Annotated in this window: 30 protein-coding genes and 1 tRNA gene; 11 read left to right on the top strand and 20 right to left on the bottom strand. The window is 54.3% G+C overall.

What is annotated here, in order from left to right; all coding sequences use genetic code 11:
- The first annotated feature begins 141 nt into the window (after positions 1 to 141).
- From SynBIOSE41_RS13675 to SynBIOSE41_RS13660, 4 genes are read left to right on the top strand one after another with little or no spacing between them, the layout of a single operon-like run.
- Positions 142 to 570 (top strand): hypothetical protein, encoded by a 429-nt coding sequence (locus tag SynBIOSE41_RS13675; protein WP_186538310.1) that lies wholly within the window; start codon positions 142 to 144, stop codon positions 568 to 570.
- Positions 570 to 1,520 (top strand): hypothetical protein, encoded by a 951-nt coding sequence (locus SynBIOSE41_RS13670; RefSeq protein WP_186538308.1) that lies wholly within the window; start codon positions 570 to 572, stop codon positions 1,518 to 1,520. Before SynBIOSE41_RS13675 ends, SynBIOSE41_RS13670 begins: the two co-directional genes overlap by 1 nt.
- A gap of 41 nt (positions 1,521 to 1,561) precedes the next feature.
- Positions 1,562 to 1,978, top strand: coding sequence for a hypothetical protein (locus tag SynBIOSE41_RS13665; RefSeq protein ID WP_186538307.1), 417 nt, complete (start codon positions 1,562 to 1,564; stop codon positions 1,976 to 1,978).
- Positions 1,975 to 2,358, top strand: a complete 384-nt coding sequence (locus tag SynBIOSE41_RS13660; protein WP_222930545.1) for a hypothetical protein — start codon at positions 1,975 to 1,977, stop codon at positions 2,356 to 2,358. Before SynBIOSE41_RS13665 ends, SynBIOSE41_RS13660 begins: the two co-directional genes overlap by 4 nt.
- A 5-nt stretch (positions 2,359 to 2,363) precedes the next feature.
- Here the strand turns inward: SynBIOSE41_RS13660 and SynBIOSE41_RS13655 are convergent, their stop codons facing one another.
- The 4 genes from SynBIOSE41_RS13655 to psbA all read right to left on the bottom strand — a co-directional run bounded on the left by SynBIOSE41_RS13655 (position 2,364) and on the right by psbA (position 5,771).
- Positions 2,364 to 2,693, bottom strand: coding sequence for a hypothetical protein (locus SynBIOSE41_RS13655; protein WP_186538303.1), 330 nt, complete (start codon positions 2,691 to 2,693; stop codon positions 2,364 to 2,366).
- Between the two features lie 781 nt (positions 2,694 to 3,474).
- Positions 3,475 to 3,750: a hypothetical protein gene (locus SynBIOSE41_RS13650; RefSeq protein ID WP_186538301.1), complete on the bottom strand. Its 276-nt coding sequence runs from the start codon at positions 3,748 to 3,750 to the stop codon at positions 3,475 to 3,477.
- Between the two features lie 77 nt (positions 3,751 to 3,827).
- A complete protein-coding gene (locus SynBIOSE41_RS13645) occupies positions 3,828 to 4,148 on the bottom strand; it encodes a thermonuclease family protein (protein ID WP_255475775.1) in 321 nt (106 codons plus the stop codon).
- A 543-nt stretch (positions 4,149 to 4,691) separates the two neighbouring features.
- Positions 4,692 to 5,771 (bottom strand): photosystem II q(b) protein, encoded by a 1,080-nt coding sequence (gene psbA, locus SynBIOSE41_RS13640; protein ID WP_066904623.1) that lies wholly within the window; start codon positions 5,769 to 5,771, stop codon positions 4,692 to 4,694.
- 398 nt (positions 5,772 to 6,169) lie between these two features.
- Here psbA and SynBIOSE41_RS13635 point away from each other — a divergent pair, with 398 nt between their 5' ends.
- Both SynBIOSE41_RS13635 and SynBIOSE41_RS13630 read left to right on the top strand, forming a co-directional pair.
- Positions 6,170 to 6,340 carry a hypothetical protein gene (locus tag SynBIOSE41_RS13635; protein WP_186538299.1) on the top strand — a complete coding sequence of 57 codons (171 nt, stop codon included), beginning with the start codon at positions 6,170 to 6,172 and terminating at the stop codon, positions 6,338 to 6,340.
- Positions 6,341 to 6,401: 61 nt separating this feature from the next.
- Entirely contained in the window at positions 6,402 to 6,551 is a 150-nt protein-coding gene (locus tag SynBIOSE41_RS13630; protein WP_186538297.1) for a high light inducible protein, read from the top strand.
- A 400-nt stretch (positions 6,552 to 6,951) separates the two neighbouring features.
- Here SynBIOSE41_RS13630 and SynBIOSE41_RS13625 read toward each other — a convergent pair whose 3' ends face one another.
- Positions 6,952 to 7,149, bottom strand: a complete 198-nt coding sequence (locus SynBIOSE41_RS13625) for a hypothetical protein (protein WP_186538295.1) — start codon at positions 7,147 to 7,149, stop codon at positions 6,952 to 6,954.
- A gap of 1,148 nt (positions 7,150 to 8,297) precedes the next feature.
- Here SynBIOSE41_RS13625 and SynBIOSE41_RS13620 point away from each other — a divergent pair.
- Positions 8,298 to 8,534, top strand: coding sequence for a hypothetical protein (locus SynBIOSE41_RS13620; protein ID WP_186538293.1), 237 nt, complete (start codon positions 8,298 to 8,300; stop codon positions 8,532 to 8,534).
- A gap of 75 nt (positions 8,535 to 8,609) precedes the next feature.
- Here SynBIOSE41_RS13620 and SynBIOSE41_RS13615 read toward each other — a convergent pair whose 3' ends face one another.
- Entirely contained in the window at positions 8,610 to 8,918 is a 309-nt protein-coding gene (locus tag SynBIOSE41_RS13615) for a hypothetical protein (protein WP_186538291.1), read from the bottom strand.
- Positions 8,918 to 9,163 carry a hypothetical protein gene (locus tag SynBIOSE41_RS13610; RefSeq protein WP_186538290.1) on the bottom strand — a complete coding sequence of 82 codons (246 nt, stop codon included), beginning with the start codon at positions 9,161 to 9,163 and terminating at the stop codon, positions 8,918 to 8,920. The genes SynBIOSE41_RS13615 and SynBIOSE41_RS13610 overlap by 1 nt, the downstream gene beginning before the upstream one ends.
- A gap of 139 nt (positions 9,164 to 9,302) precedes the next feature.
- Here SynBIOSE41_RS13610 and SynBIOSE41_RS13605 point away from each other — a divergent pair, with 139 nt between their 5' ends.
- A complete protein-coding gene (locus tag SynBIOSE41_RS13605; RefSeq protein ID WP_186538288.1) occupies positions 9,303 to 9,527 on the top strand; it encodes a hypothetical protein in 225 nt (74 codons plus the stop codon).
- Positions 9,528 to 9,635: 108 nt separating this feature from the next.
- On the opposite strand, the gene SynBIOSE41_RS18420 is transcribed toward SynBIOSE41_RS13605, so the two are convergent.
- The 5 genes from SynBIOSE41_RS18420 to SynBIOSE41_RS13580 all read right to left on the bottom strand — a co-directional run bounded on the left by SynBIOSE41_RS18420 (position 9,636) and on the right by SynBIOSE41_RS13580 (position 11,923).
- Positions 9,636 to 9,917, bottom strand: a complete 282-nt coding sequence (locus SynBIOSE41_RS18420; RefSeq protein ID WP_186538286.1) for a Nif11-like leader peptide family natural product precursor — start codon at positions 9,915 to 9,917, stop codon at positions 9,636 to 9,638.
- A gap of 468 nt (positions 9,918 to 10,385) precedes the next feature.
- The gene (locus SynBIOSE41_RS13595; RefSeq protein ID WP_186538285.1) at positions 10,386 to 10,616 is read right to left on the bottom strand and encodes a Nif11-like leader peptide family natural product precursor; all 231 of its coding nucleotides are present in this window, start codon (positions 10,614 to 10,616) and stop codon (positions 10,386 to 10,388) included.
- 142 nt (positions 10,617 to 10,758) lie between these two features.
- Entirely contained in the window at positions 10,759 to 10,992 is a 234-nt protein-coding gene (locus tag SynBIOSE41_RS13590) for a Nif11-like leader peptide family natural product precursor (RefSeq protein ID WP_186538284.1), read from the bottom strand.
- A 182-nt stretch (positions 10,993 to 11,174) separates the two neighbouring features.
- On the bottom strand, positions 11,175 to 11,459 hold the full coding sequence (locus SynBIOSE41_RS13585) for a Nif11-like leader peptide family natural product precursor (protein WP_186538283.1): 285 nt from the start codon (positions 11,457 to 11,459) through the stop codon (positions 11,175 to 11,177).
- Positions 11,460 to 11,638: 179 nt separating this feature from the next.
- The gene (locus tag SynBIOSE41_RS13580; RefSeq protein ID WP_186538282.1) at positions 11,639 to 11,923 is read right to left on the bottom strand and encodes a Nif11-like leader peptide family natural product precursor; all 285 of its coding nucleotides are present in this window, start codon (positions 11,921 to 11,923) and stop codon (positions 11,639 to 11,641) included.
- 347 nt (positions 11,924 to 12,270) lie between these two features.
- Between SynBIOSE41_RS13580 and SynBIOSE41_RS13575 the strand changes: the two genes are divergently transcribed.
- Entirely contained in the window at positions 12,271 to 12,552 is a 282-nt protein-coding gene (locus SynBIOSE41_RS13575) for a DUF3104 domain-containing protein (protein WP_255475774.1), read from the top strand.
- A gap of 61 nt (positions 12,553 to 12,613) precedes the next feature.
- On the opposite strand, the gene SynBIOSE41_RS13570 is transcribed toward SynBIOSE41_RS13575, so the two are convergent.
- From SynBIOSE41_RS13570 to SynBIOSE41_RS13545, 5 genes are all read right to left on the bottom strand, one after another.
- Positions 12,614 to 12,781 carry a hypothetical protein gene (locus tag SynBIOSE41_RS13570; RefSeq protein WP_186538281.1) on the bottom strand — a complete coding sequence of 56 codons (168 nt, stop codon included), beginning with the start codon at positions 12,779 to 12,781 and terminating at the stop codon, positions 12,614 to 12,616.
- A gap of 274 nt (positions 12,782 to 13,055) precedes the next feature.
- A complete protein-coding gene (locus tag SynBIOSE41_RS13565; RefSeq protein ID WP_186538280.1) occupies positions 13,056 to 13,259 on the bottom strand; it encodes a hypothetical protein in 204 nt (67 codons plus the stop codon).
- A 474-nt stretch (positions 13,260 to 13,733) separates the two neighbouring features.
- On the bottom strand, positions 13,734 to 14,060 hold the full coding sequence (locus SynBIOSE41_RS13555; RefSeq protein ID WP_186538278.1) for a hypothetical protein: 327 nt from the start codon (positions 14,058 to 14,060) through the stop codon (positions 13,734 to 13,736).
- Between the two features lie 264 nt (positions 14,061 to 14,324).
- On the bottom strand, positions 14,325 to 14,594 hold the full coding sequence (locus SynBIOSE41_RS13550) for a hypothetical protein (RefSeq protein ID WP_186538277.1): 270 nt from the start codon (positions 14,592 to 14,594) through the stop codon (positions 14,325 to 14,327).
- 236 nt (positions 14,595 to 14,830) lie between these two features.
- A tRNA-Arg gene (locus tag SynBIOSE41_RS13545) sits at positions 14,831 to 14,904 on the bottom strand.
- 67 nt (positions 14,905 to 14,971) lie between these two features.
- Between SynBIOSE41_RS13545 and SynBIOSE41_RS13540 the strand changes: the two genes are divergently transcribed.
- Positions 14,972 to 15,745: a helix-turn-helix domain-containing protein gene (locus SynBIOSE41_RS13540; protein WP_186538276.1), complete on the top strand. Its 774-nt coding sequence runs from the start codon at positions 14,972 to 14,974 to the stop codon at positions 15,743 to 15,745.
- Between the two features lie 2 nt (positions 15,746 to 15,747).
- On the opposite strand, the gene SynBIOSE41_RS13535 is transcribed toward SynBIOSE41_RS13540, so the two are convergent.
- Together SynBIOSE41_RS13535 and rsmI are read right to left on the bottom strand one after the other, a co-directional pair.
- Positions 15,748 to 15,975, bottom strand: a complete 228-nt coding sequence (locus SynBIOSE41_RS13535; RefSeq protein ID WP_186538275.1) for a hypothetical protein — start codon at positions 15,973 to 15,975, stop codon at positions 15,748 to 15,750.
- 24 nt (positions 15,976 to 15,999) lie between these two features.
- On the bottom strand, positions 16,000 to 16,866 hold the full coding sequence (rsmI, locus tag SynBIOSE41_RS13530; RefSeq protein WP_186538274.1) for a 16S rRNA (cytidine(1402)-2'-O)-methyltransferase: 867 nt from the start codon (positions 16,864 to 16,866) through the stop codon (positions 16,000 to 16,002).
- A gap of 23 nt (positions 16,867 to 16,889) precedes the next feature.
- Here rsmI and SynBIOSE41_RS13525 point away from each other — a divergent pair, with 23 nt between their 5' ends.
- Entirely contained in the window at positions 16,890 to 17,807 is a 918-nt protein-coding gene (locus SynBIOSE41_RS13525) for a 3'(2'),5'-bisphosphate nucleotidase CysQ (RefSeq protein ID WP_186538273.1), read from the top strand.
- A 9-nt stretch (positions 17,808 to 17,816) separates the two neighbouring features.
- On the opposite strand, the gene SynBIOSE41_RS13520 is transcribed toward SynBIOSE41_RS13525, so the two are convergent.
- Positions 17,817 to 19,982, bottom strand: coding sequence for a polyribonucleotide nucleotidyltransferase (locus tag SynBIOSE41_RS13520; protein WP_186538272.1), 2,166 nt, complete (start codon positions 19,980 to 19,982; stop codon positions 17,817 to 17,819).
- Positions 19,983 to 20,084: the final 102 nt, after the last annotated feature.

Below are 20,084 nucleotides of genomic sequence, written 5' to 3'. Positions count from 1 at the left end.
CCTCCAATGCCTGGCACGATTGAGCGCAGTTGAGCAGAGATAGATAAAACCGACTTTTTAGAATGGGGTTGTAAATGGGACATTGCAGCCCACATGAAAATGACACCAAAGCAGATTCAATTATTGAATCAAGCTTGCAAGATGGCAGGCATTGATTCGAGCAAGATCAGCCCTAGTAATCCGTTCGAGAAGAATGGATCTACTGCGGGGATGTTGCAGGCAGCGATGGCAGAGATTGACCCAGCGCAGGCTGCTAGGTGGCGCGTTGCTGCTGGTGGATCGCTGAGTGTGGCGACGATTGCGGAGCTACAGGGTGGAGAGGAGTTAAGTGCTGCGGCGCAGGCTGATTTGTGGGCGCATGATCCTGAGTTCGTTGCTGAGTTTCAGCAGCAGCGAGAGAAGGGCCTTGAGGCACAGCTGAAGGCATTGGAAGACGGCGCCAATCAGAAGCGCTTCCAGAACGCTGTGGTTCGTGCTGGTGGTGATGAGCGCCAGGCGAAGCGGCTGATTGCTGCAGAGGACGCAGAGCAAGCGGCTCGTGAACAGCAGCGTCAGGGAGTGATGAGCTGATGGCTAAAGCAATCAAGAAGGCACCGGCGGGTGCTGTTGATCGCGCTCGTAGGAGAGCCCTCGGCGAAGTGGAGGCACCTGCTGAACCTGCAGTGCTCGGCACTCCTGCTGCTGCTGCACCGTCAGCAGCCCCCAGCGGTCGGTTTATTCAGGGCAGTGATGGTCATCGTTATCCAGAAGAGTTCTTCGATCTCTCCCCCGCGGATCAGAAGCGGTTTAAGGAGTTGATAGCCGAGCGGCAGCAGCAGACCGCTGATGAAAACACTGTTGCCACCGTCGCCAATGGTGTTCTGGATGCACTGGATTCAGAACGCAAGGCGCGGAAGGTGCTGGAGAGCCAGGTGGCCACGTTGCTGACGCTGGTGGAAGCGCAGCAGCGGCGGATGGATCAGATGGATCTGCAGGTGCAGGCCGATAAATCCACGGCGTTGCTGGAGCAAGAGGCAGCGATCGCGCAGCAGGTCACCAATCTGTCGGCGATCAGGGCTGAAGCCGGTCAGGAGGCTGCGCAGCATCAGCAAGAGCGTGAGCAGGCTGCAGCGGAGCATCGCGATCAGCTCGAAGCACAGGCGACTGCGATTGATGCGTTGTCGGGATCGGTGAAGAGCACCACGGCGTTGATGGAGCAGAGGGGCAACGCAGTTGAGGCGCAGCTGGTGGCTGGTGAAACCCGTCAGCAGAAGCTTGAGGTGTCGCTCGCCAACTTGGAGGGTCAGACCGATGCCTGGACTGATCCGATCACCAGAGGTGAGGTCAACACCATGGCGACGACGGCCGTCAGCGAGCAGTGGCGATCGCAGTTCGCTGCGCTGGTGGATGCCGTTGCTGAAGAGCTGCAGATCCAGTTCCCGAATGGTGTTCATGCCGGGCGGATGGATTCTGAATACGTGCGCCGCCAGAAGCGTGATGCAGCGCTGATGGCCGAGCAGCGCCAAGGGGCTGGTGCATGAGAGCCACAAGGTCTGACAAGGGCTCAGCCCGTAAACCTGCAATGAGTTCTGAGGAAGCGGTCACTCGTCATCTGAAGTTCAATCGAGCAGGCAAGACCAAGCGATTCACCGCAACCATTGCTGGGATTTATGAGCTTGGCGGCGCTGATGGTGTTGTCCAGTGGGCTTACAAACGCATCGACAACAGCATTGGCTCACCAGCTGAGCTGACTCAACTGCGCTTGTTGTTGAAGGCGTCTGCTTATGCAGAAGCCCGCAGAGACAGACAGCTCAATAAGGAATGGGAGCAAGCGGCAAAGCGTCGTGATTACGAACAGCTGTGGCTTGGTCTCTTGAGAGATCGAGACCTGCAGGAACGAGCCAAAGCAAGAAAAGAGTTCGACCCAAGGCGATTAGTTCAAGAGCGCCTGGAACGAATGAAGCAACAGACGAGACAACCCGCAGGGGCAATGGCATGAGCATGAGATCAAGGCTTCTGAACGACGTGGTGGATCCACCCGTTCAAGACATCGAGCCTGGGGGCATCGTTGTCGAAAGGGCGCCCGTCGAACCTGCTGCTGATGGGGGCATCAGTGGCTTTCCTCTTGAACCCACGCCAACCGCAACGGTGTGGGACGCGTTCAGTGGTCGCCCCGACTGCAGCAACGACACGACCGATTTCCTGGAGCAGCTGGATGCAGAGCCACGGCTGAGATCCACAGCAATGCTCCGCTCGCTTGGTCGTGTCCGTGAGCAGCTGGAGGCGATGCCGGAGCAGTCAGCTCTTGATGCACGGGTCTGCGTGTCGCTAAGCGATGCGCTCGTGCTGATGACTCAGCTGATGCAGAAGCTGCGCTGATGGATCTATGGCTCTTTGTTGATCACGTATTCAGCGGCGTGCATGTTGAATTTCCCGTCTTTGGCCCATTCCGCGTAGAGATCCGCGCCCATGGTCACCTCGGCGGTGAACTTCACCAGCGTCACGTTGCTGTGGCCCTTGCTCGAACTGCTTTCAGTGCGGGTGTTGATGTGTTGTTTCTGGTTTTGGATGTCCTCTTCGCGAGGCGAAATCCAGAGTCCCCATGCCTTTGTGTTGATCTCTTCCCGAGGGTTCATCGATTCGTAGCTGATGAGTCCACCATCCCCGGAGGCCAGGGGTGGGCGCATCACCTGATCGGGGGGTTTCGATGACAAAACTGCAATGGACAGATAAAAAAAGAGGAGGGCCCCACCCTCCTCAGATCGACGCGTCTTCAACTTTCCCGTCCTCAGACGAGCTAACAGTGCAGAACGGCGAACAGATACGTCGTAGTTATAAATACTTAGGCGAGCATCCCCTCACTTTGGGTTTCGGTCTGGTGAGCTTCCTGCATGCGGGAACTTTCAGCCTTCGGCCTCGCGGCTGTAGAGCTGCGAGCTGATCGCCATCAGCGCCAAGAAAACAGTGCTGATGGACAGAATTACGAGACTGTCGATGGTCTTTGACCTCTTCTGGAGTGGAAAGACTCTCGCAGAGATTTAATCCGAACTTTCCGTCTCAACCTGGACAGTCAGCCGATCACTGAGCCCAGCTGCCTTGTAAAGGCTGAGCGTGAAGCAAGCAGCGCCGAAACTGACGATCAGAACTAGGAGGTCGGTGGTGCCGAACATGAGACTTCTGATATTGAATAAATGTTAAGCGGCTCATTGCGGAATGTAAAGCGGATATCCGTAACGGCGTTCGCTGCCCGCGCTGTCCGGGTCCAGCTGGACAGTGAATCGCTCGCTTGGGGGATGGGCCTTCACCACCCTTTCAGCGACGGTGAATTGTCTTTAACTAATAATTACTGCGCTCAAATGTCGATCAGATCAGCGCAAGCGGCACCACATCAGCACTGGTGAGACGGCCAACATCCCGGCGCGGCTGCTTTGTGAGGGGAGGTCGCATGACGACGAGCCCGGTGACACCGCCATCACCGCCGGGCAGATCGTCATGTCAGCCACGTGGGTGAACAGGATCAAAAGTCAAGTGGATGTCCGCAAGCGACACCAAGACGGCAATCATGTCAGCGACAACACCAAACGACATTGCCGCAATGATCAACATCACGATGTGATCGCTCCCTGAGAACTTGCGATCACGTGACGATGAGTCCGGCATTGGGCACCCGCCGGGTAAGTCGTCATGCCTGCCACCCCGATCAAGCGGGGTCAGCTCCTGAGTGCCCTCATCGGGATAGCAGCCGGAGTAAGTGGCGACGGAGGTGCTCATTGCGTCCACCCGCATTGGTGCGCGTACTTCCAATAGATGTCTGCATGGCCAGAGGCGACCAGTTGCTGTTGCACGTTTCAGTCATCCACAAACAGCTCAGCCACCGTGCGGCCATAACGGTCTTTGGTGATGCGTCTGATGCCTACGCCACGGCCAACGACAAGCCCGCGCAGATAGTCCCGTGCTGCTTGGGCAGGAACAGGGTTGGCACACTTACCACGCAGTTCTGGTGTGTCCATACAAGCCAGCCTGATCTTTTCGCCGGTATTGCTGCGGCAGGTGTCGCCGTCGTAGCAGCTGCGGATGGTTACGGTTTCCAGGGCTGCAGCAGGCTGCGCTAGGCCAAGCACCAACAGCAGGGCTAGAGACCAGTTCGCAGCGGTTCGAGGCGTCGTCATTACTGCCCCTCATCTGAGCTTGGGCAAGCCGTCTTCACTATTGGATTTTTTGCCGGTGAAGGCAATGAGCAGGATGGCTGGTTGCCATATGTGTGTTCGCTGACGAAAGTATGTTTGTCGAGATCGGAGGAGCTTTGACAGCTGACACTCCACCAGCGCAGATCGCAGAAGCAGACTGACTTCTGGCCCCTGCTCCAACAGTCTCAACAATGACCTGGGTTGGTCGTTTGGTTAGGTACACCTCAGATACGTCACGCCAATCGCCGCTCCGTTTGCACCGCCTTAGGTGCCCTAGGAGAAAACAACCCGACACCTAGAGCAAATGGCCCCAGGGCGCCTCTAGCCAGAAGCTTCGACCCCTTCTTTTTTTCTACAAGCGATGGGTTGAACAATGCACAAACGAGCGAAGTAGGCCGTCTTTCCAGGGGGAGGGCGGCCTTCCTCTTTGGTGTTAGCTGACCAACCACCCAGCCAACAAAAAGCCCCCTCGTGAGAGGGGGCTTTCCGATTCAGCTAAAGCTGAATCTCTTGGAGACTTCAGCCTCAGCCGATGGCGGGAGCTTGCAGAGCCACAGGAGTGGACTCAGCAGCAGCCAGGTCGAGGGGGAAGTTGTGAGCATTGCGCTCGTGCATCACTTCCATGCCGAGGTTGGCGCGGTTCAGCACATCAGCCCAGGTGTTCAGGACGCGGCCCTGACCATCAAGGATGGACTGGTTGAAGTTGAAACCGTTCAGGTTGAAGGCCATGGTTGACACGCCCAGGGCGGTGAACCAGATGCCGACAACGGGCCAGGCAGCCAGGAAGAAGTGCAGGCTACGGCTGTTGTTGAACGATGCGTATTGGAAGATCAGGCGACCGAAGTAACCGTGGGCAGCCACGATGTTGTAGGTCTCTTCCTCTTGGCCGAACTTGTAGCCGTAGTTCAGTGAATCGTTCTCAGTGGTTTCGCGAACCAAGGAGGAGGTCACCAGTGAACCGTGCATGGCGGAGAACAGTGAACCACCGAAGACGCCAGCCACACCAAGCATGTGGAAGGGGTGCATCAGGATGTTGTGCTCGGCCTGGAACACCAACATGAAGTTGAAGGTGCCGGAGATGCCCAGGGGCATGCCGTCAGAGAAGGAACCCTGACCGAAGGGGTACACCAGGAACACGGCGGAGGCAGCAGCCACAGGTGCGCTGTAAGCAACGCAGATCCAGGGGCGCATGCCAAGGCGGTAGGAGAGTTCCCACTCGCGACCCATGTAGCAGAAGATGCCGATCAGGAAGTGGAAGACAACCAGCTGGTAAGGACCGCCGTTGTACAGCCACTCGTCGAGAGAAGCAGCTTCCCAGATGGGATAGAAGTGAAGGCCGATGGCGTTCGAGGAGGGCACAACAGCACCGGAGATGATGTTGTTGCCGTAGATCAGGGAGCCGGCGACGGGCTCACGGATGCCGTCGATGTCGACGGGGGGTGCTGCGATGAACGCAACGATGAAGCAGGTGGTGGCAGCCAGCAGGGTGGGGATCATCAGCACACCGAACCAGCCCACATAGAGGCGGTTGTTGGTGGAGGTGACCCACTCGCAGAACTGCTGCCAGCCATTAGCGCCGGAGCGCTGCTGAATGGTGGTGGTCATGAGAACGGAAAAGAAGCCTGTGGGTCGAAACCCGGCGGCAGGTAAAGAAAGTCGGTTGACCGACCACAACAATGTAAAGCTTCTTTGCGCGATGTGAACCTTTCGAATCGCCAAAACCGGGACAGCAACCTTGATCTCAACGATCAGCTCAGCTAATCGTTATTGCGTATGGATATGTGGGGTGGTTGATAAACGACCGGAAAGGGAACTTATGCAGTCGTTGTGATTTTCGCCTGAACAAATAGAGGCCAAGACCACAAATGAACATCGACCCCGTCCGATCTGGGTGGAGCTAGCGGGGCATGTCTCGTTTCGCGTGTTCGGTCCCTTGGCGGGTTTCACCGTCACGGGCAGACCAGCTTGCTGGCGATGCTTTTCACATCTTCAAACGACCAGCAATGTCTACTGAAATCCGCAACTGGGATGTCGTCGCCAAAGCGTTGGAAGCAGCCGGTGACACGTCAAGCCAGATGTATGTCCGCGCCAAAGCTTTGGCACTTGGCAAGCTTGACCCGATGCCGACCAGCTCCCCTGAGGCTCCGTACAGCATTTCAGCTGTAGCTGGCTGATCACACCTTTGCAAAGCCTCACCTCCGTGAGGCTTACAAACTCAATCAATCAATCAAAGACATGACAACTTCAACTCAAACCCAAACCCGATTCGGCTTCAGCGACTTTGCTGAGACCTGGAATGGTCGTCTAGCAATGATGGGCTTTGTCATTGGCCTTGGCACCGAGCTGCTCACCGGCCAGGGAATCCTCAGTCAAATCGGTTTCTGACTCCGTTCAATCGTGATCGCATTTGTGACGACCTGCCCGGCGGGTGACCATGCCGGAATCATCGTCACGTGATCGCATCCTGTACTCCACGCGACAACATCGTGAGGTTGACCACTTGAGCAGCCTCGTTTGGTGTTGTCGCTGACCTGATCGCCACCATGGCGTCGCTTGCGGACGTTTAATCGAATTTAATTCTGTTCACCGAAGTGGCTCGTATCACGATCTGCCCGGTGGTTATTGCCGTATCACCGGGCCTTTCGTCAGAAGGTCTCAACCCACAAAGCAACCTCGCCCCGATGTTGACTACATCGGCAGTGCTGTTGTGGTGACGCTGGAGACCTGATCGTTGCTCTGGTGACATCTGTCCCTGACGAATCGGGGCTTGCCGATGCAAGAACAGTTATGGAGTTAAAGGAGCCTCGATCGGTATTGGAGACTCCATGGGTATTTGCTTGATCCCGTCCTTGGCTGCATCTGCAGTAATGAAGCCACCAATGATCACAACCGCTAAGCAGCTCAGACCACTAAAGACTGCAACCGCTGTGATCACAGCGGTTATTTGATCGCCTGTGTTCCCTGGATCAGTGCTTGGAACCATCAAGTGAATTCATCTACTCCTGTTCTGGCTGGCGACGATCCTCGTAGCAAGAAATTATCAGATTCCCTCCTGCTTCAAAAGAAGTCGGCATGTTGGAAATCGATCGACCACCAGTCTGGCAAGGGTCGTTCTAGGCGAGGAAGCTTTTTGCTGATCTGAGTGATAAACGTCCACCGGAAAGTGAATTATGCAAAAGGTCTGACACGTATCGCCTACCGGCTTTTTGAGCTTCTTGAATTGACTTGAAATTGCCAACAAAGTCGTAATCGGAACCATCAATAGTTGCCGTGACTGCGTATAGGCCTTTGGTTACTTTTTGGACGCTCCAGCGCAAGAAGTAGGCTGGAGTTTTCTTGGATGCATTCATGCTCGTCTCCATTTCGTTTGTCGAACTTATGCTTATCCGAATCAATAAGCGGACAGGCTTATCATTTCGCAATTAGGTATTTATTTTTTATTCGGTATTAGGGAGTGATTGGATGCATGCTGTTCTTGTGTTGTGCTTTCGTAGGGATCGTTTAAGCGATGCGTTCAGCATCAGGCCTGCGCGGTTTTTGGCAGTATTCACCATGGACTTCCCGGAAAAGCCATTCCAATGAGTATTTTCTCTTATGAGTGAATTTCTAGGTAGTTTATTCATCGACACAAATTAATTGACTTTCCTGTGCAGCGCCTCCTATAGAGCTCTCACTCGGGAGCCAAGCATGTACGAATTGAAGAAAGAGTCCCTTCAAAGTTCTATCACTGAAAGATGGGATGCACTAGAAGAGTATTTCGTCTGCATCACAGAATGCGATTTAAATGATAAAAATTGCATTACTAGCTGCCTTGTTACTCATTTGAATATTGATGATGGATCAGTAAGTACCGTTTCGGTTTAGACCGTATGCCCCCGTAAGGAGTGGTTTTTTTTGTTTGCCTGCAGTGTGCGGGTGGAAGCGTTGCCCGCCTAAGTGGTGACCCCGTTCAATCCGGGTGGCAGGCATCAATTTTTACCGTGAACTAGCCGTCTAACGGGTGGTAATGATGAGGGTTGGGGAGTGATGGAGATCACCCGCCTTTTTTTGTTGTGATCCGTTGGGTCAACGCAGACCTAGTCAGTCACATTTTCACAGCCCCCTAGGACTGACTGAGGCCACACTGGTGTGATGAAACGACTCATCCCCATTGCAGCCGTTGCAGCCGCTTCGATACTGCTGGTGGGTTGCCAGTCGAAGAGAGCTATTTGTGCTCAATATGATGCGCAATCAACAATGTCTGGGCTAAATCCTCCAGAAATGAACATCCATTACTGGAAAAAGCTGGGAATTGAAGGGCCAATGCCCTCCATTAATAGAAATGTAGAAGTCGCAAACAACCGTTTCTGCCGTTTCTACAAGAACTAATACTGCAACCTTCTAACCAGATACTTCTGTCCGACAACTCAAAGGCTTCTTCAGTGCGGCAAAGTGCCTGGCTAGCTAGTCCGACTGACACATAGAGACCAGTAAAGACAGCACACACTCGTAGTCGATGCATCCATAGGCATTGCCATGCCCAACCTCAAATTGCTCGGCGAATTCCTCTTCGCTCAGCTTTGCTTGCCAGGCGAGTGCATCACGCCGTATCCAAGCCGAAAGCTCTTCTGGCTTTTGACAGCACAGCAGCTCTTCATTTCCTGCATCGCTGATCAAGTCAACGACGATGAGTGCGTAGCGATGAGTTGCTTCTTCCAGCTCTCCCTTTCCCCATAGCTGCTCGATGTACTGAAGTGCCTGTGATCGATTCATCAGCGAAATCCAGGCTTCTGTCCTGCCCCGAATCCCACAAGTTCATTCAGCAGACGGATTGCACCAATCGCATTGCTCTCCCTGCCTACTGCAACTGCATCAGTAGCGATCTGCTCCAGCATCTGCACCTTGCTGGCAAGCATGTCGACCCGGTCAATATCGCTGAGGTCAGCCTTCACCACATCCCTTGCTTCGCGGACGTATCGAGAAGCTTGTTCTGAAGACAGCCCCCATGAATTCGTCACATGGTGCATGAGCTGTCGTTGGGATAAACCTTTGACGATCAGATTGGCCAGCTCTTAAAAGCGCTGTCTTCTCAGCCTTTGTGCATTTCTTACCCATGCATCAATTCTGACAGGCGCAATTGATGCCAATGAAGTTTGAATGTGGATCCTGTCGGCCGACGGCCAGCGCCGACTCCAGGTGGACTCGACCTGCAAGCGGGTGATCCGTTCACTGCGGAACCTGACTTTCAAACCCGGCAAAGCCGAGCCGATGGATGACGACAACAGCCACATGGCCGAGGCCACGGCCTACATGGCGATCGCAATCAGCAAAGGCCTCACACTCTGGACAGTCGGAAGCAGCGAGACCATCTCGGTCTGGTGATCATCACTTCACTCCAACGACAAGACTGAAGCGTTGAGGAGACAGGTGTTCCCTTTCCCGAATCAAAAATTGCCCTCAAAAGAGGGCAATTTGCCAATATCTACGACCTCATTCTTCAGGGTATCCGACTTCATTGTCCAAGGACGTCTTACAAACGCATCCCCAAGTACAGCTTTTCTGTGCCCTGGCACCTCCACCGCCGGAAACCGCTTCAAGTTCCTGTGCTGAAAGGCAATCACCTGCGTACAAATCATCCACAGGAACTGTGTAACCAAGTTCCTTGGCTATCTCAGCGACCGCCTGAGGACTTGTTGATGCTTTAAGTCTAGACCGCAGACCTTCGTCAGCTGAAACCCGCTGCATGAAGGCATTGAGTTGATCATTTGACAACAGAAACAAAATCTTAAATCATTTTATAGCTATATCTTCTGAATCAATTAGGTGAAATTGAGCCAAAATAGGGTTAATTTAACTGCCCGAGCAAGTTCATTTTTTACAGGCAGTTCTAGACTTCGCTCCGATGGCTGATTACGTTCGGATTTACAAAAAACTCAGGCGAGAGCTTGACACTGTTTTGGTGTCAATGAGATTTCGCCGAATTTAGCGAAAAGGGCAGTGCTCATCACTGAACAGCAGACCTCACGATCCAAGATCTTGACGGGCGAGAAGGAGCGCTGGACACCCATCAATACCCCGAAATCTTACAAAGCTATTTCGCTCAATCGTGCCAGGCATTGAGGGATTATTCATGGGCTATTAGGGGTGATTGAAGAAATAAAAACCCCTCTAATGCAGGGGCTTTGATGAGTTTGATTCAATCATATAAAAGTGAACTAACACCCATAATCACTATTGTGACTAAGCTGCACCAGAATATTGAGACTCAAGAGCTAAACAGCCACATCCCCCAGCCACGCCTTCCAGCTCCTCTTCGCTGAGCTGGTTGATCTTATCAGCAGTGAATTCGTGACCGTGTTCTTTAGCAACGTCTACAACATCTTCAGGTGTTTTTGCCGCTTTTAGCTTGGCTTGAAGATTGGTATCACCTTTGACTTTTTCAAGGAAGGCCTTGAGTTGTTCTATGGACATGGCTATCGGATGTCTTCAAAGGTTATAGCAACGATCTGCTATAGAGGCTTTGGCTAATAATTGCTGCGCTGAATTGATGCCAGATATTGGAGATTAATTTGTGAGTTTTTGAATACGCAAGCTGTGCATGGAAGTTATGAGGTCAGTCATATTGACACCAGTTACCTCCAAGCTCGGTACTCCAGTTGGTGCCACCAGCCACGTTTTCAAGTTCTTCATCACTGAGCAGGATGATTTTATCTACAGTGAATTCATAACCATGCTCCTTAGCTATAGTTACAATTTCAAGATGCGACTTAGCAGCTTTTAGTTTCTCCTTGAGATTGGAATCGCCTTTGACTTTGGTGAGGAAGGCCTTGAGTTGCTCTTCTGACATGGGTATGAGGTCTGTTCAGCAGTCATAGCAACGACCTGATGCAGTGTCTTTGGCTAATACTTACAGCGTTCAATCGTGCCAGGTATTGAAGGCTGATTGATGGTCTTTTTGGGGTGATTGAAGAAATAAAAAGCCCCTGTCAACGCAGAAGCTTTGAGTGTGTAGGCTGTGGCCGTAAATACTTAACAAGTCAACAAGGACCAGCCACAGCATTCACCCGGTGTATGACAAAATAACCCACAGGTTTCTACACCCGTCATTCCAGCCATTCCTTCCAGCTCAGCATCAGACGGGGTTTGACGATCCTCTTTCTTTTTATGATGCTCTTTTATGTCTTCTGTGGTGATAGAGAACCCAGCAGCCTTTGCAATAGCAACAACATCAGCATCTTCTGCCTTTAACTGCTCCTGTATTGAGGTGTCTGCTTGAACCTTGGCGATGAATGCTTTCAGTTGCTCTTCTGACATGGGTGTCGAGAGTCTTTAATGGTTATAGCAACACCCTGTTGCAATATCTTTGGCTAACAATTACTGCGCTCAATCGTGCCAGGTATCGGAGGCTGATTGATGGTCTTTTTTGGGGTGATCGAAGCAATAAAAAACCCCTGCGCAGGGGCTTTGATGAGTAGGCTCACATCGGTCGAGTTCTAGTCACAGAAGGGAGTGCTAGTCGAACAGTGAAACAGTGAAGGATTGACCGGGGGGGTCCAGAAGGAATTAACACACCCCGGCCGCCGCAGCCCCCCAGCCGCGCCTTCCAGCTCTTCTTCAGTCATCTCTGATTGTGCCATCTTATCAGCAGAAATCATAAATCCCGCCTCTTTCGCAATCGCAAGAACTGCGTCTGAATCATCAGCAGCTTTGAACTTCTCCTGAAGACGGGTGTCACCTTGGACCTTTTCGATGAATGCTTGGAGCTGTTCTTGGGACATGATGTGTCTCCGTTTGGAACCCTTTCGGTCTACGCCTGCTGTTTAGAAGTCGGAAGAGGAACAGCCGCACAAGAAGATACGGTTTCAAGATCCTTCGTTGGAAGGAGTAGCCAGATTTGGCTTGAAGTTCAGTCATATTCAGCGGCAAAGCTGGATCGAAAGAATCAACATGAAAAGTCCTGCGCTTGGCGAGGTGATAGCAACAGCAGAAGCCAGCAAGCCAATGAAGAGAGGGCGAAGTATGGATCAGGCGTCAGTCCGCACATGATGCCGAGCCTTCCCTGGTTGCGACCGTTGCGGCAGCGTTTACCGGGCATGACTAATACAGGCGTCCTGGCTTCAAGAGCGTGTCAGTCGATCACGGTCACTACAACCAACAGAACCCCTCGGAGAAGCCGATCGTCCTGAGCGTGGTTCCGGGCATGACGGTGATCGTGCGCCACGACTATCTGACCTGCGAAAAGTCTGACAAGGATTGGTGGATGGGGCAGGTGATCTACTGCGGCGGCGCTGCCCGTGACCCGAGCATTCGCAACCTGATTCAGATCGCTGATGTGGATTCAGGCATGATCCGCTGGGTCAACGCTGCACTGGTGACTCATATCCTTCCGAGGGAATCAGTGCAATAAAAAACCCCGCACTTGGCGGGGCGTACTTGATCTCACTTGGTGAGAGGCCTGCGTTCAGTTCTTACAAGACTCTTCCCAGAGGTGCCAGGACGCGATCCAGATTGCCGAGGTACATTCCCCCAGCAGCAGCTTCCAACTCTTGATCGAAGAGCGGTTCAAGCTCTGGCTGGGTGGAGGTTGGAATAGCTTCCTTGATTTGCAAGGGAGCATTGAAGATTGAAGTAGTCATTGTTTTAAAGCTGATAAGTGTGTGAGTTGTGTTGGAGGCGTTGCCCCCTCGACTCCTTCAAGATCACAGCCTTTCTGATGAACCCCACTACATAGCTCTGGTGTAGAACCCTCGAAGTTCTAGTGAGCTTCTGGTGAACCGCTCAGAAGTGAGTGCCCAACTGGATTTAGCTCACGCAGAAGCCGGTGAAGCCAAGGCTCCAGGGCAGTGAAAAACCCCGCACTTGGCGGGGCTTGGTTGGTGTGAGGTGTTTTGTCGGGAGATCGATAGCGAGTTACTTATTTTTCATTTGATTGATCTGATCCTTCAGGTCAGTCAGTTCTTTCAAAACATCAGTGTTGTATTGGTCTGGTGATTGTGGGCTGCCTTGAGTCGGAGACCTTTCCTCACCTGATCCTTTAAGCCCTTTGAACATCAAACCACCACCAACAGCAATCATCGCGATGTAAATAGCAAGCTGCCAAAGCGTTGTTGGCATGAATGACATTCTCACGCTGTTCAGAACTCCGAGTTAAAGAGCCGACAACGAAGCCCAGATCAATAACTTTGACCATCGCTCATATGCGCCTGCAAAAGCCATGCAAAGTCCAATACCAAGTGGCAGCAGGAGTAATCCCATACCTGGGCTGCCCCAGGGGAAGGCAAACCCAGAGCCCCAACCTCGTCCATAACCAGACCTGACCGCACCTCCGATAGCCATCGGCGCTCTTACCATCACTTGGTTTGACAGAAGAAAGACACCAGCAGCAAAGAAGCAGCCACCAATGATGAATTGAACGAAGTCGGATAGTGGATTGGATTTGTTCATTGACTTGTTAAACGATGATTCTCAAAGTTGTTTTGTCGGGAGATCGATAGCGACTACTCAACGCCCCCTGCTTTTCCCTTTCGGGTTTTGTATAGCTCTCAGCCCCGTGTTCATGGCTTCAGGCTTCCCGACAGTGAACAAAATTCACCAAATTTCTGGGCATGCTTTTCGTACTGCCGCCCACATTCCGTCAGTAATTCGATTAGCCAATAGATAACTTTGTCCCGCCTGAGTCCCTTTTCCTATAAGATAAGTACGATTGAAATCAGAAAAATAACTTTTATTGACTGAATTTAAGTTGCGCCCAGTCGGGCAAAGCACTGAATGTAATGCTGGATTATTAAGCCAAGCATTTTCCCAATGAGATACAGGCAAGGCTTCCATGGCACTCATATCATTCGCAGATGCTGGAGCGCCTGTAATTACTAGCGGTGTAATTGCAATAGCAGCTAGAGAATTAAAGAGTTTCATTTGATTGATTTAGATAGTGGAGGTCATCCCTCCTGGACCTCTTCACCATCTCCGGAATCAATCGGAGTCACATCACCCAATCAGGTGGTCTTCCACCCGCCTGACTCCCCCGTTTGTGTAGCTCACAGGGATTTCATCCACACCAAGAGTCCAAAACACTCGCGCTGCAGCTTTGCTCAACTTGCCTTCCCTTTCATCACTAACACCCTTTAACGCCGCTGCATTAGGCCATAGCCGCGCTTCACCATCGAATACCTCCAACACTTACTCACGTCGCACCATCCGCCGAATCGCACCTTCCATTGGTGCAGCAAAACTCACTGTTTTCAGCATCCTCTTAATTCGTACATCCACCCACTGCGGTAACACTTCCATCACCTCCCCATCGATCTCCAACATCTCGCCGTCGTCATCACATAACGCCAGCCCAAGCTCAGCCAACGTCACACTTCCGGCCAACCTCACAACATCTCCTTTCTGGATATTCATCACCACACTTGCCCCATTCGACTTTTCGCGCTGCCTGTCTTCCACTTAGCCCTCCACCACTGCACGCCATAACTGACCGCATCAAGACTGTGATTCGCACAACTATCAGCAATCTGTTCAACATCCCTTGGATGCCTAGGCAGTGTTGGCCATGTCGCCATCAGTCCCTGGCACGCCTGCGTCCACATCAGTCATGGCGTCTCAGCATCACGCCCAGCCGCCTGCAACATCGTTCGCACCAGTGCCAGGCCGTTGACCTCCCGTGCGTTTGGTGTAACTGACGCCCCCTGATGGATTCGAACCATCGACCGACTGCTTAGAAGGCAGTTGCTCTATCCAGCTGAGCTAAGGGAGCATGAAGCTCATTCTTGCAGTCAAACCAGGGAGCAGCATCTAAAGTTGAAGGCTGCTCAAAATGCTCGATGGCACCAAGCCGGCTTACTAACAGTCAAAAGCAGGAGCTTTTGGTCCGTTATCGCGCCGGGGAGTCAACCGCCGCTCTCGCTGCGGCTTACGGATGCAGCGCGAATACGGTCAGTCGCACTGTTCGCACCCTATTGAGTCCAGAGGATTACGACGCGCTCAAGTCGGCGCGTGCTCGCGCTTCTTTGACCACAGCTCAGGTTGATTCACTCGAAGCGAATGAGGTGCCTGAAGCTGCAGCGGATCACGGGCGAGCCCCTGAAATTCCCGTTGAACCTGAGCTGACGCAGGCCGATGAAGTTGATGGCAGCGTCACCCTTGCCCTCGATGATGCGGACGATTTCGGTGATGACGATACTGATGAGGTCTCCGATGACGAGCCCTTCGATGCGCCATCGGATGGGGTTTTTCAGGAGATTGCTGTTCTGCCGGTTGATCTGCCGCAAGTCAGCAGGGAGCAGGTCAGCTGTCGTCCTTTCGTTACCGGCATCCTTCCCGACAGCGTTTACATGCTGGTCGATAAGACGGTTGAGCTGGATCCACGACCACTCAGCGAGTTCCCTGAACTGGGTGTGGTCAATCCCGAAGAGCTGGCACGCCAGGCCTTATGCCTCTACTCCAGCCCTCGCTCTGCCAAGCGTCAGTGTGGACGAAGCCAGCGTGTGATCAAGGTTCCCGATACCCAGGTGTTTGAGCGCACTTCTCGCCATCTGCTTGCCAGGGGAATCACTCGCCTCGTGCTGGAAGGCGCCCTGTATTCACTGGATGTCTGAATTCAGCGTTGTGTGTGAGGCATCAACACCACCGCGAGGCTGCCACCGCTGATCACTCCCAGAACAGTGCTGACTCCAACAATGAAGCCTGCAGGCAGTGGTGCCGTCGTCCCCACGCCCAGTTTCAACCTGTAGCGGTCGCTGAGATTTTGGGCACCAAGGCAAAGCACCACAAGCAAAGCGGCACTACCACCCAGCGTGATCAGCAGCAGTCTCAGGCGCAGCAACATGCCGCGGGTTTCGCGCAGCTCCGATCAGTCTGCCTGTTTCTGGTTCTCATGCAGCAGTGCGTACAGCTCCCGCCGTGATCGTCCGGCGCTTCTGGATAGATCCTTGGCTGCGTCACTGGGCTTCATGCCCTGCTTGATCAGTGCTGTGAGTTGCTGGCGACACTGATCGTCGTTCATGGTGGCTTGCTCCTGTTGCGGAGCACCACCCAGCACCAGTGTGAATTCACCTTGGGGAGGATGCTCCTTGAAATGTTCGAGGGCCGCGATCACGGTCGGTCCCACCTGTTGTTCATGACGTTTGGTCAGTTCGCGGGTCACCTGTAGAGCGCGTTGATCACCGCAAAGTTCCTGAAGCTCTTCCAGCAACTTCACCAGACGATGCGGAGCCTCGTAAAGCACCGTGGTGCGTTCTTCTGCAACCACTGCTGCCAAGCTTTCGCGCCGCTCACGCCCTTTGGTCGGCAGAAATCCTTCGAAGCAGAAGCGGCCGCTGGGAAGGCCACTGCTGACCAGTGCTGTGGTCGCGGCGCAGGGGCCGGGGATGCAGATCACGGCATGGCCGGCTTGTCGTGCTGCAGCCACGAGCTCTTCGCCTGGGTCACTGATCCCGGGCAGTCCGGCATCACTGATCACGGCAACGCTGTGGCCACTGCTGAGTTCGTTGAGCAACTGAGGAATGCGGCCATACGTGTTGTGCTGATGGAAGCTGCAGCGGCGGGCTTTCGATCCCAGGGCTGTGAGCAGTTGGCCGCTATGGCGTGTGTCTTCGCAGGCGATGGTGTCCACGGCGACCAGCAGGGCCCGTGCTCTTGGTGAAAGGTCGCCCAGATGACCGATCGGTGTGCCCACCAGATAGAGAACACCAGCTTCCGGTTCGGCGCGCTGCTTCACAATGGCTCCGCCCAGATCACTCCATGATGCCGACTGCGATGAACCTGCCTGCCGGCATCAGTCAGGACAGCCTGCTCGAGGCACTGCGCCCTCTCTGCTGGGGGGCCGCCGACATTCTGCGGGCCTATGCCCGCGCTGAGCAGCCTCCCCATGGTTTTTCCCGGGCCCTGAGTGTTGACAACGGTGGAGAGGGGCCTGTCTCTGCAGCTGACCTGGCGGTGAATCAATGGTTGCTGGATGGTCTGCGTTCAGCGTTCCCCGATGCTGGCTGGACCTTGCTCAGCGAGGAGACGGCCAAAGAGCAGCTCACCGATGGAGAGCCCTTGCCTGCCGAATGGCTCTGGATTCTGGATCCTCTGGATGGCACCAAGGATTTTTTGCAAGGCACAGGCGAATACGCCGTTCATCTGGCGCTGGTGCAGGGTCAGCGTCCTGTGCTGGGTGTGGTGTTGCTTCCGGAGGCGGATGAGCTGTGGTTCGGTGTGGTGGGTGATGGCAGCTGGTGCGAAAACCGCAGCGGCATGCGCAGTCCCGTTCGCTTCAGCGACCGCTCTGCTGAGGGCGAACTGATCATGGTGGCGAGCCGCAGTCATCGGGACGATCGGCTGGAACGACTGATTGCAGCTCTTCCTCTTGCCGGCTCCAAGTCTGTCGGCAGTGTGGGTTGCAAGGTGGCCACCATCCTGCGAGGTGAGACCGATCTCTACATCTCGCTCTCTGGCAAGAGTGCTCCTAAAGACTGGGATATGGCAGCACCTGAGGCCGTGTTGCTGGCAGCTGGTGGTGCCTTCACCCATGCGGATGGTCGTCCGCTGGCCTACAACACCGGTGATGTGCGTCAGGCAGGTTGTCTGATCGCCAGCCATGGAAAAGCCCATGCCGCGCTTGAGCAGCGAGCGGCACGGGCCATGGAGACAATCGATCCTGGTTTTCAGGTCTGAGGCGACCGCTCAGGAGAGGGGAGCAACCGGCGTGGGGGCTGGTTCGGGCTCAGTGTCTTCGCCGTTCTGAGGCACACCGCGCAGCGTCAGGTTGATGCGACCGCGGTTATCGATTTCGCGGACGCGAACGGTGACCTCGTCGCCGACCTTGACCACGTCTTCCACCTTCTCAACTCGAGCTTCAGACAGCTGCGAGATGTGGATCATGCCTTCCTTGCCAGGAAGGATCTCCACAAAGGCGCCGATCGGAATGATCCGGGTGATGGAACCGCTGAACACCTCACCTTCATTCACCTTGCGGGTGAGCCCTTCGATGATCTTCTGCGCCTCATCAGCCGCCGCTCCGTCGTGGGACGCAATGGTGACAATGCCGCTGTCCTCGATGTCGATCTTGGTGTTCGTGCGTTCGGTGATCCCCTTGATGGTCCGTCCACCTGGGCCGATCACGGTACCGATCAGTTCCGGGTCAATGCGGAAGCTGAGCAGGCGAGGGGCATGCGGTGACATGCCGTCGCGGGGGGTGTCGATCGCCTCGAGCATTTTCTCGAGGATGTGGAGACGGGCCGGACGGGCCTGATTGATCGCCTCGGCAACGGTTTTGATTTCCAGGCCGGTGATCTTCATGTCCATCTGCAGAGCGGTGATGCCCTTGTCGGTGCCAGCCACCTTGAAGTCCATGTCGCCGAGAAAGTCCTCGATGCCCTGAATGTCGGTGAGGATGCGCACCTCCTTGCCTTCTTTGATCAGACCCATGGCGGCGCCGCTGACGGGCGCTTTCAGAGGTACACCGGCGTCCATTAGGGCAAGGGTGCTGCCGCAGACAGAACCCATTGAGGTGGAGCCATTGGAGCTGAGTACCTCACTCACCACCCTCACCACATAAGGGAAGGTGTCCTTCGCTGGCAGCACGGGCAAGATGGCTCGTTCTGCAAGGGCTCCATGGCCGATTTCGCGCCGTCCAGGGGAGCGCATCGGCTTGGTTTCACCCACTGAGTAAGGGGGGAAGTTGTAGTGGTGGAGGTAGGTCTTCTCGGTGTTGGGGTTGAGATCGTCCATCTCCTGGGCATCGCTGGGTGTGCCCAGGGTTGCGGTCGACAGCACCTGGGTGAGGCCGCGCTGGAACAGACCAGAGCCATGCACGCGCTTGGGCAACACGCCGGCCGCTGCGCTGATCGGACGCACCTGATCGAGACTTCTGCCGTCGACACGTTTGCCGTCTTTCACGATCTGCTGACGCATCAGCTTCTTGGTCAGGGCTTTGAAGCTGGTCGGCAGTGCTTTGCTGTTGCCTGAAACAAGCTGACGGACGGGGTCGGAGTCCTTTAGACCCTCAATGGTTTCAGCGGTTTGATCACGGATGGCATCAAGCTTTTCGTCGCGCTCGGTCTTGCTCTGATCGAACTGGCTGAGCACATCGCCGATTGATTTGCTGCAAGCCTTCTCCAGATAAACCGGCAGAGTGGTGTCTTCGCTGGGAGCCTCTGGCTTCACCTGCTCGATACCAGCTTCTTTGAGTATGGATTCCTGAGCCTTGATCAGCTCACAGACCGCCTCGTATCCGAAGTCGATCGCTTCAATCACATCCCCTTCCGGCAGCTGATTCGCACCTGCCTCAACCATCACCACACCATCGGGTGTTCCGGCAACGACCAGATCGAGATCTCCTCGTTCGATCTCTCGGAAGCTGGGGTTGAGCACGAAGTCGTCGCCGAGAAGACCAACTCGCACCGCGGCCATCGGACCCTGGAAGGGTATGCCTGCCAACAGTGTGGCCATTGAGGCACCTGTCACAGAAAGCACATCCGCCGGAACACGCTCATCAAGCGACATGCAGGTGGCCACGATCTGGATGTCGTCTCTCATCCAGCTCGGGAAGAGAGGCCTCATCGGCCTGTCGATCAAACGGCAGATCAGTGTGGCTCGCTCGGGAGGTCTCCCCTCACGACGCATAAAACTCCCTGGAATCCGTCCTGCTGCGTAAAGGCGCTCTTCGTAGTCGCAGATTAGGGGAAGGAAATCGATTCCTTCTCGACCTTTGGAACGGGTGGCTGTGACAAGCACCGAAGTGTCGCCGCATTCGATCATCACCGAGCCACCGGCCTGGGGGGCATATCGCCCCGTGGTCAACCGAATCTCCCGACCGTCAAAGGAGATCGACTGTGTCTGACCTTGCACTGTTGTTTATGTCTTTCTGTCAAGGTTGATTCTGGCACTTCACAGGATTGAAACGTCAATCCCACCGAATCCAATTCGATTCGCTCTGTCACATCCATCAAA

It is taken from the genome of Synechococcus sp. BIOS-E4-1 (genome assembly GCF_014279995.1).
Lineage (GTDB): Bacteria > Cyanobacteriota > Cyanobacteriia > PCC-6307 > Cyanobiaceae > Synechococcus_C.
The sequence above is the reverse complement of the archived record's forward strand: the minus strand, read 5'-3'. Positions and strand labels throughout refer to the sequence as shown.

Excerpts from the sequence above, each read along its gene's own strand:
- SynBIOSE41_RS13555 (WP_186538278.1), bottom strand. The coding sequence starts at position 14,060 with ATGAAACTCTTTAATTCTCTAGCTGCTATTGCAATTACACCGCTAGTA.
- SynBIOSE41_RS13580 (WP_186538282.1), bottom strand. The coding sequence starts at position 11,923 with ATGTCCCAAGAACAGCTCCAAGCATTCATCGAAAAGGTCCAAGGTGAC.
- SynBIOSE41_RS13630 (WP_186538297.1), top strand. The coding sequence starts at position 6,402 with ATGACAACTTCAACTCAAACCCAAACCCGATTCGGCTTCAGCGACTTT.
- SynBIOSE41_RS13660 (WP_222930545.1), top strand. The coding sequence starts at position 1,975 with ATGAGCATGAGATCAAGGCTTCTGAACGACGTGGTGGATCCACCCGTT.
- SynBIOSE41_RS13645 (WP_255475775.1), bottom strand. The coding sequence starts at position 4,148 with ATGACGACGCCTCGAACCGCTGCGAACTGGTCTCTAGCCCTGCTGTTG.
- SynBIOSE41_RS13540 (WP_186538276.1), top strand. The coding sequence starts at position 14,972 with ATGGCACCAAGCCGGCTTACTAACAGTCAAAAGCAGGAGCTTTTGGTC.
- SynBIOSE41_RS13565 (WP_186538280.1), bottom strand. The coding sequence starts at position 13,259 with ATGCCAACAACGCTTTGGCAGCTTGCTATTTACATCGCGATGATTGCT.
- SynBIOSE41_RS13585 (WP_186538283.1), bottom strand. The coding sequence starts at position 11,459 with ATGTCAGAAGAGCAACTGAAAGCATTCATCGCCAAGGTTCAAGCAGAC.
- SynBIOSE41_RS13620 (WP_186538293.1), top strand. The coding sequence starts at position 8,298 with ATGAAACGACTCATCCCCATTGCAGCCGTTGCAGCCGCTTCGATACTG.
- SynBIOSE41_RS13590 (WP_186538284.1), bottom strand. The coding sequence starts at position 10,992 with ATGTCAGAAGAGCAACTCAAGGCCTTCCTCACCAAAGTCAAAGGCGAT.
- SynBIOSE41_RS13615 (WP_186538291.1), bottom strand. The coding sequence starts at position 8,918 with ATGAATCGATCACAGGCACTTCAGTACATCGAGCAGCTATGGGGAAAG.
- SynBIOSE41_RS13525 (WP_186538273.1), top strand. The coding sequence starts at position 16,890 with ATGATGCCGACTGCGATGAACCTGCCTGCCGGCATCAGTCAGGACAGC.
- SynBIOSE41_RS13675 (WP_186538310.1), top strand. The coding sequence starts at position 142 with ATGGCAGGCATTGATTCGAGCAAGATCAGCCCTAGTAATCCGTTCGAG.
- SynBIOSE41_RS13650 (WP_186538301.1), bottom strand. The coding sequence starts at position 3,750 with ATGAGCACCTCCGTCGCCACTTACTCCGGCTGCTATCCCGATGAGGGC.
- psbA (WP_066904623.1), bottom strand. The coding sequence starts at position 5,771 with ATGACCACCACCATTCAGCAGCGCTCCGGCGCTAATGGCTGGCAGCAG.
- SynBIOSE41_RS13635 (WP_186538299.1), top strand. The coding sequence starts at position 6,170 with ATGTCTACTGAAATCCGCAACTGGGATGTCGTCGCCAAAGCGTTGGAA.
- SynBIOSE41_RS13605 (WP_186538288.1), top strand. The coding sequence starts at position 9,303 with ATGTGGATCCTGTCGGCCGACGGCCAGCGCCGACTCCAGGTGGACTCG.
- SynBIOSE41_RS13595 (WP_186538285.1), bottom strand. The coding sequence starts at position 10,616 with ATGTCCATAGAACAACTCAAGGCCTTCCTTGAAAAAGTCAAAGGTGAT.
- SynBIOSE41_RS13535 (WP_186538275.1), bottom strand. The coding sequence starts at position 15,975 with ATGTTGCTGCGCCTGAGACTGCTGCTGATCACGCTGGGTGGTAGTGCC.
- SynBIOSE41_RS13665 (WP_186538307.1), top strand. The coding sequence starts at position 1,562 with ATGAGTTCTGAGGAAGCGGTCACTCGTCATCTGAAGTTCAATCGAGCA.
- SynBIOSE41_RS13570 (WP_186538281.1), bottom strand. The coding sequence starts at position 12,781 with ATGACTACTTCAATCTTCAATGCTCCCTTGCAAATCAAGGAAGCTATT.
- SynBIOSE41_RS13670 (WP_186538308.1), top strand. The coding sequence starts at position 570 with ATGGCTAAAGCAATCAAGAAGGCACCGGCGGGTGCTGTTGATCGCGCT.
- SynBIOSE41_RS13625 (WP_186538295.1), bottom strand. The coding sequence starts at position 7,149 with ATGGTTCCAAGCACTGATCCAGGGAACACAGGCGATCAAATAACCGCT.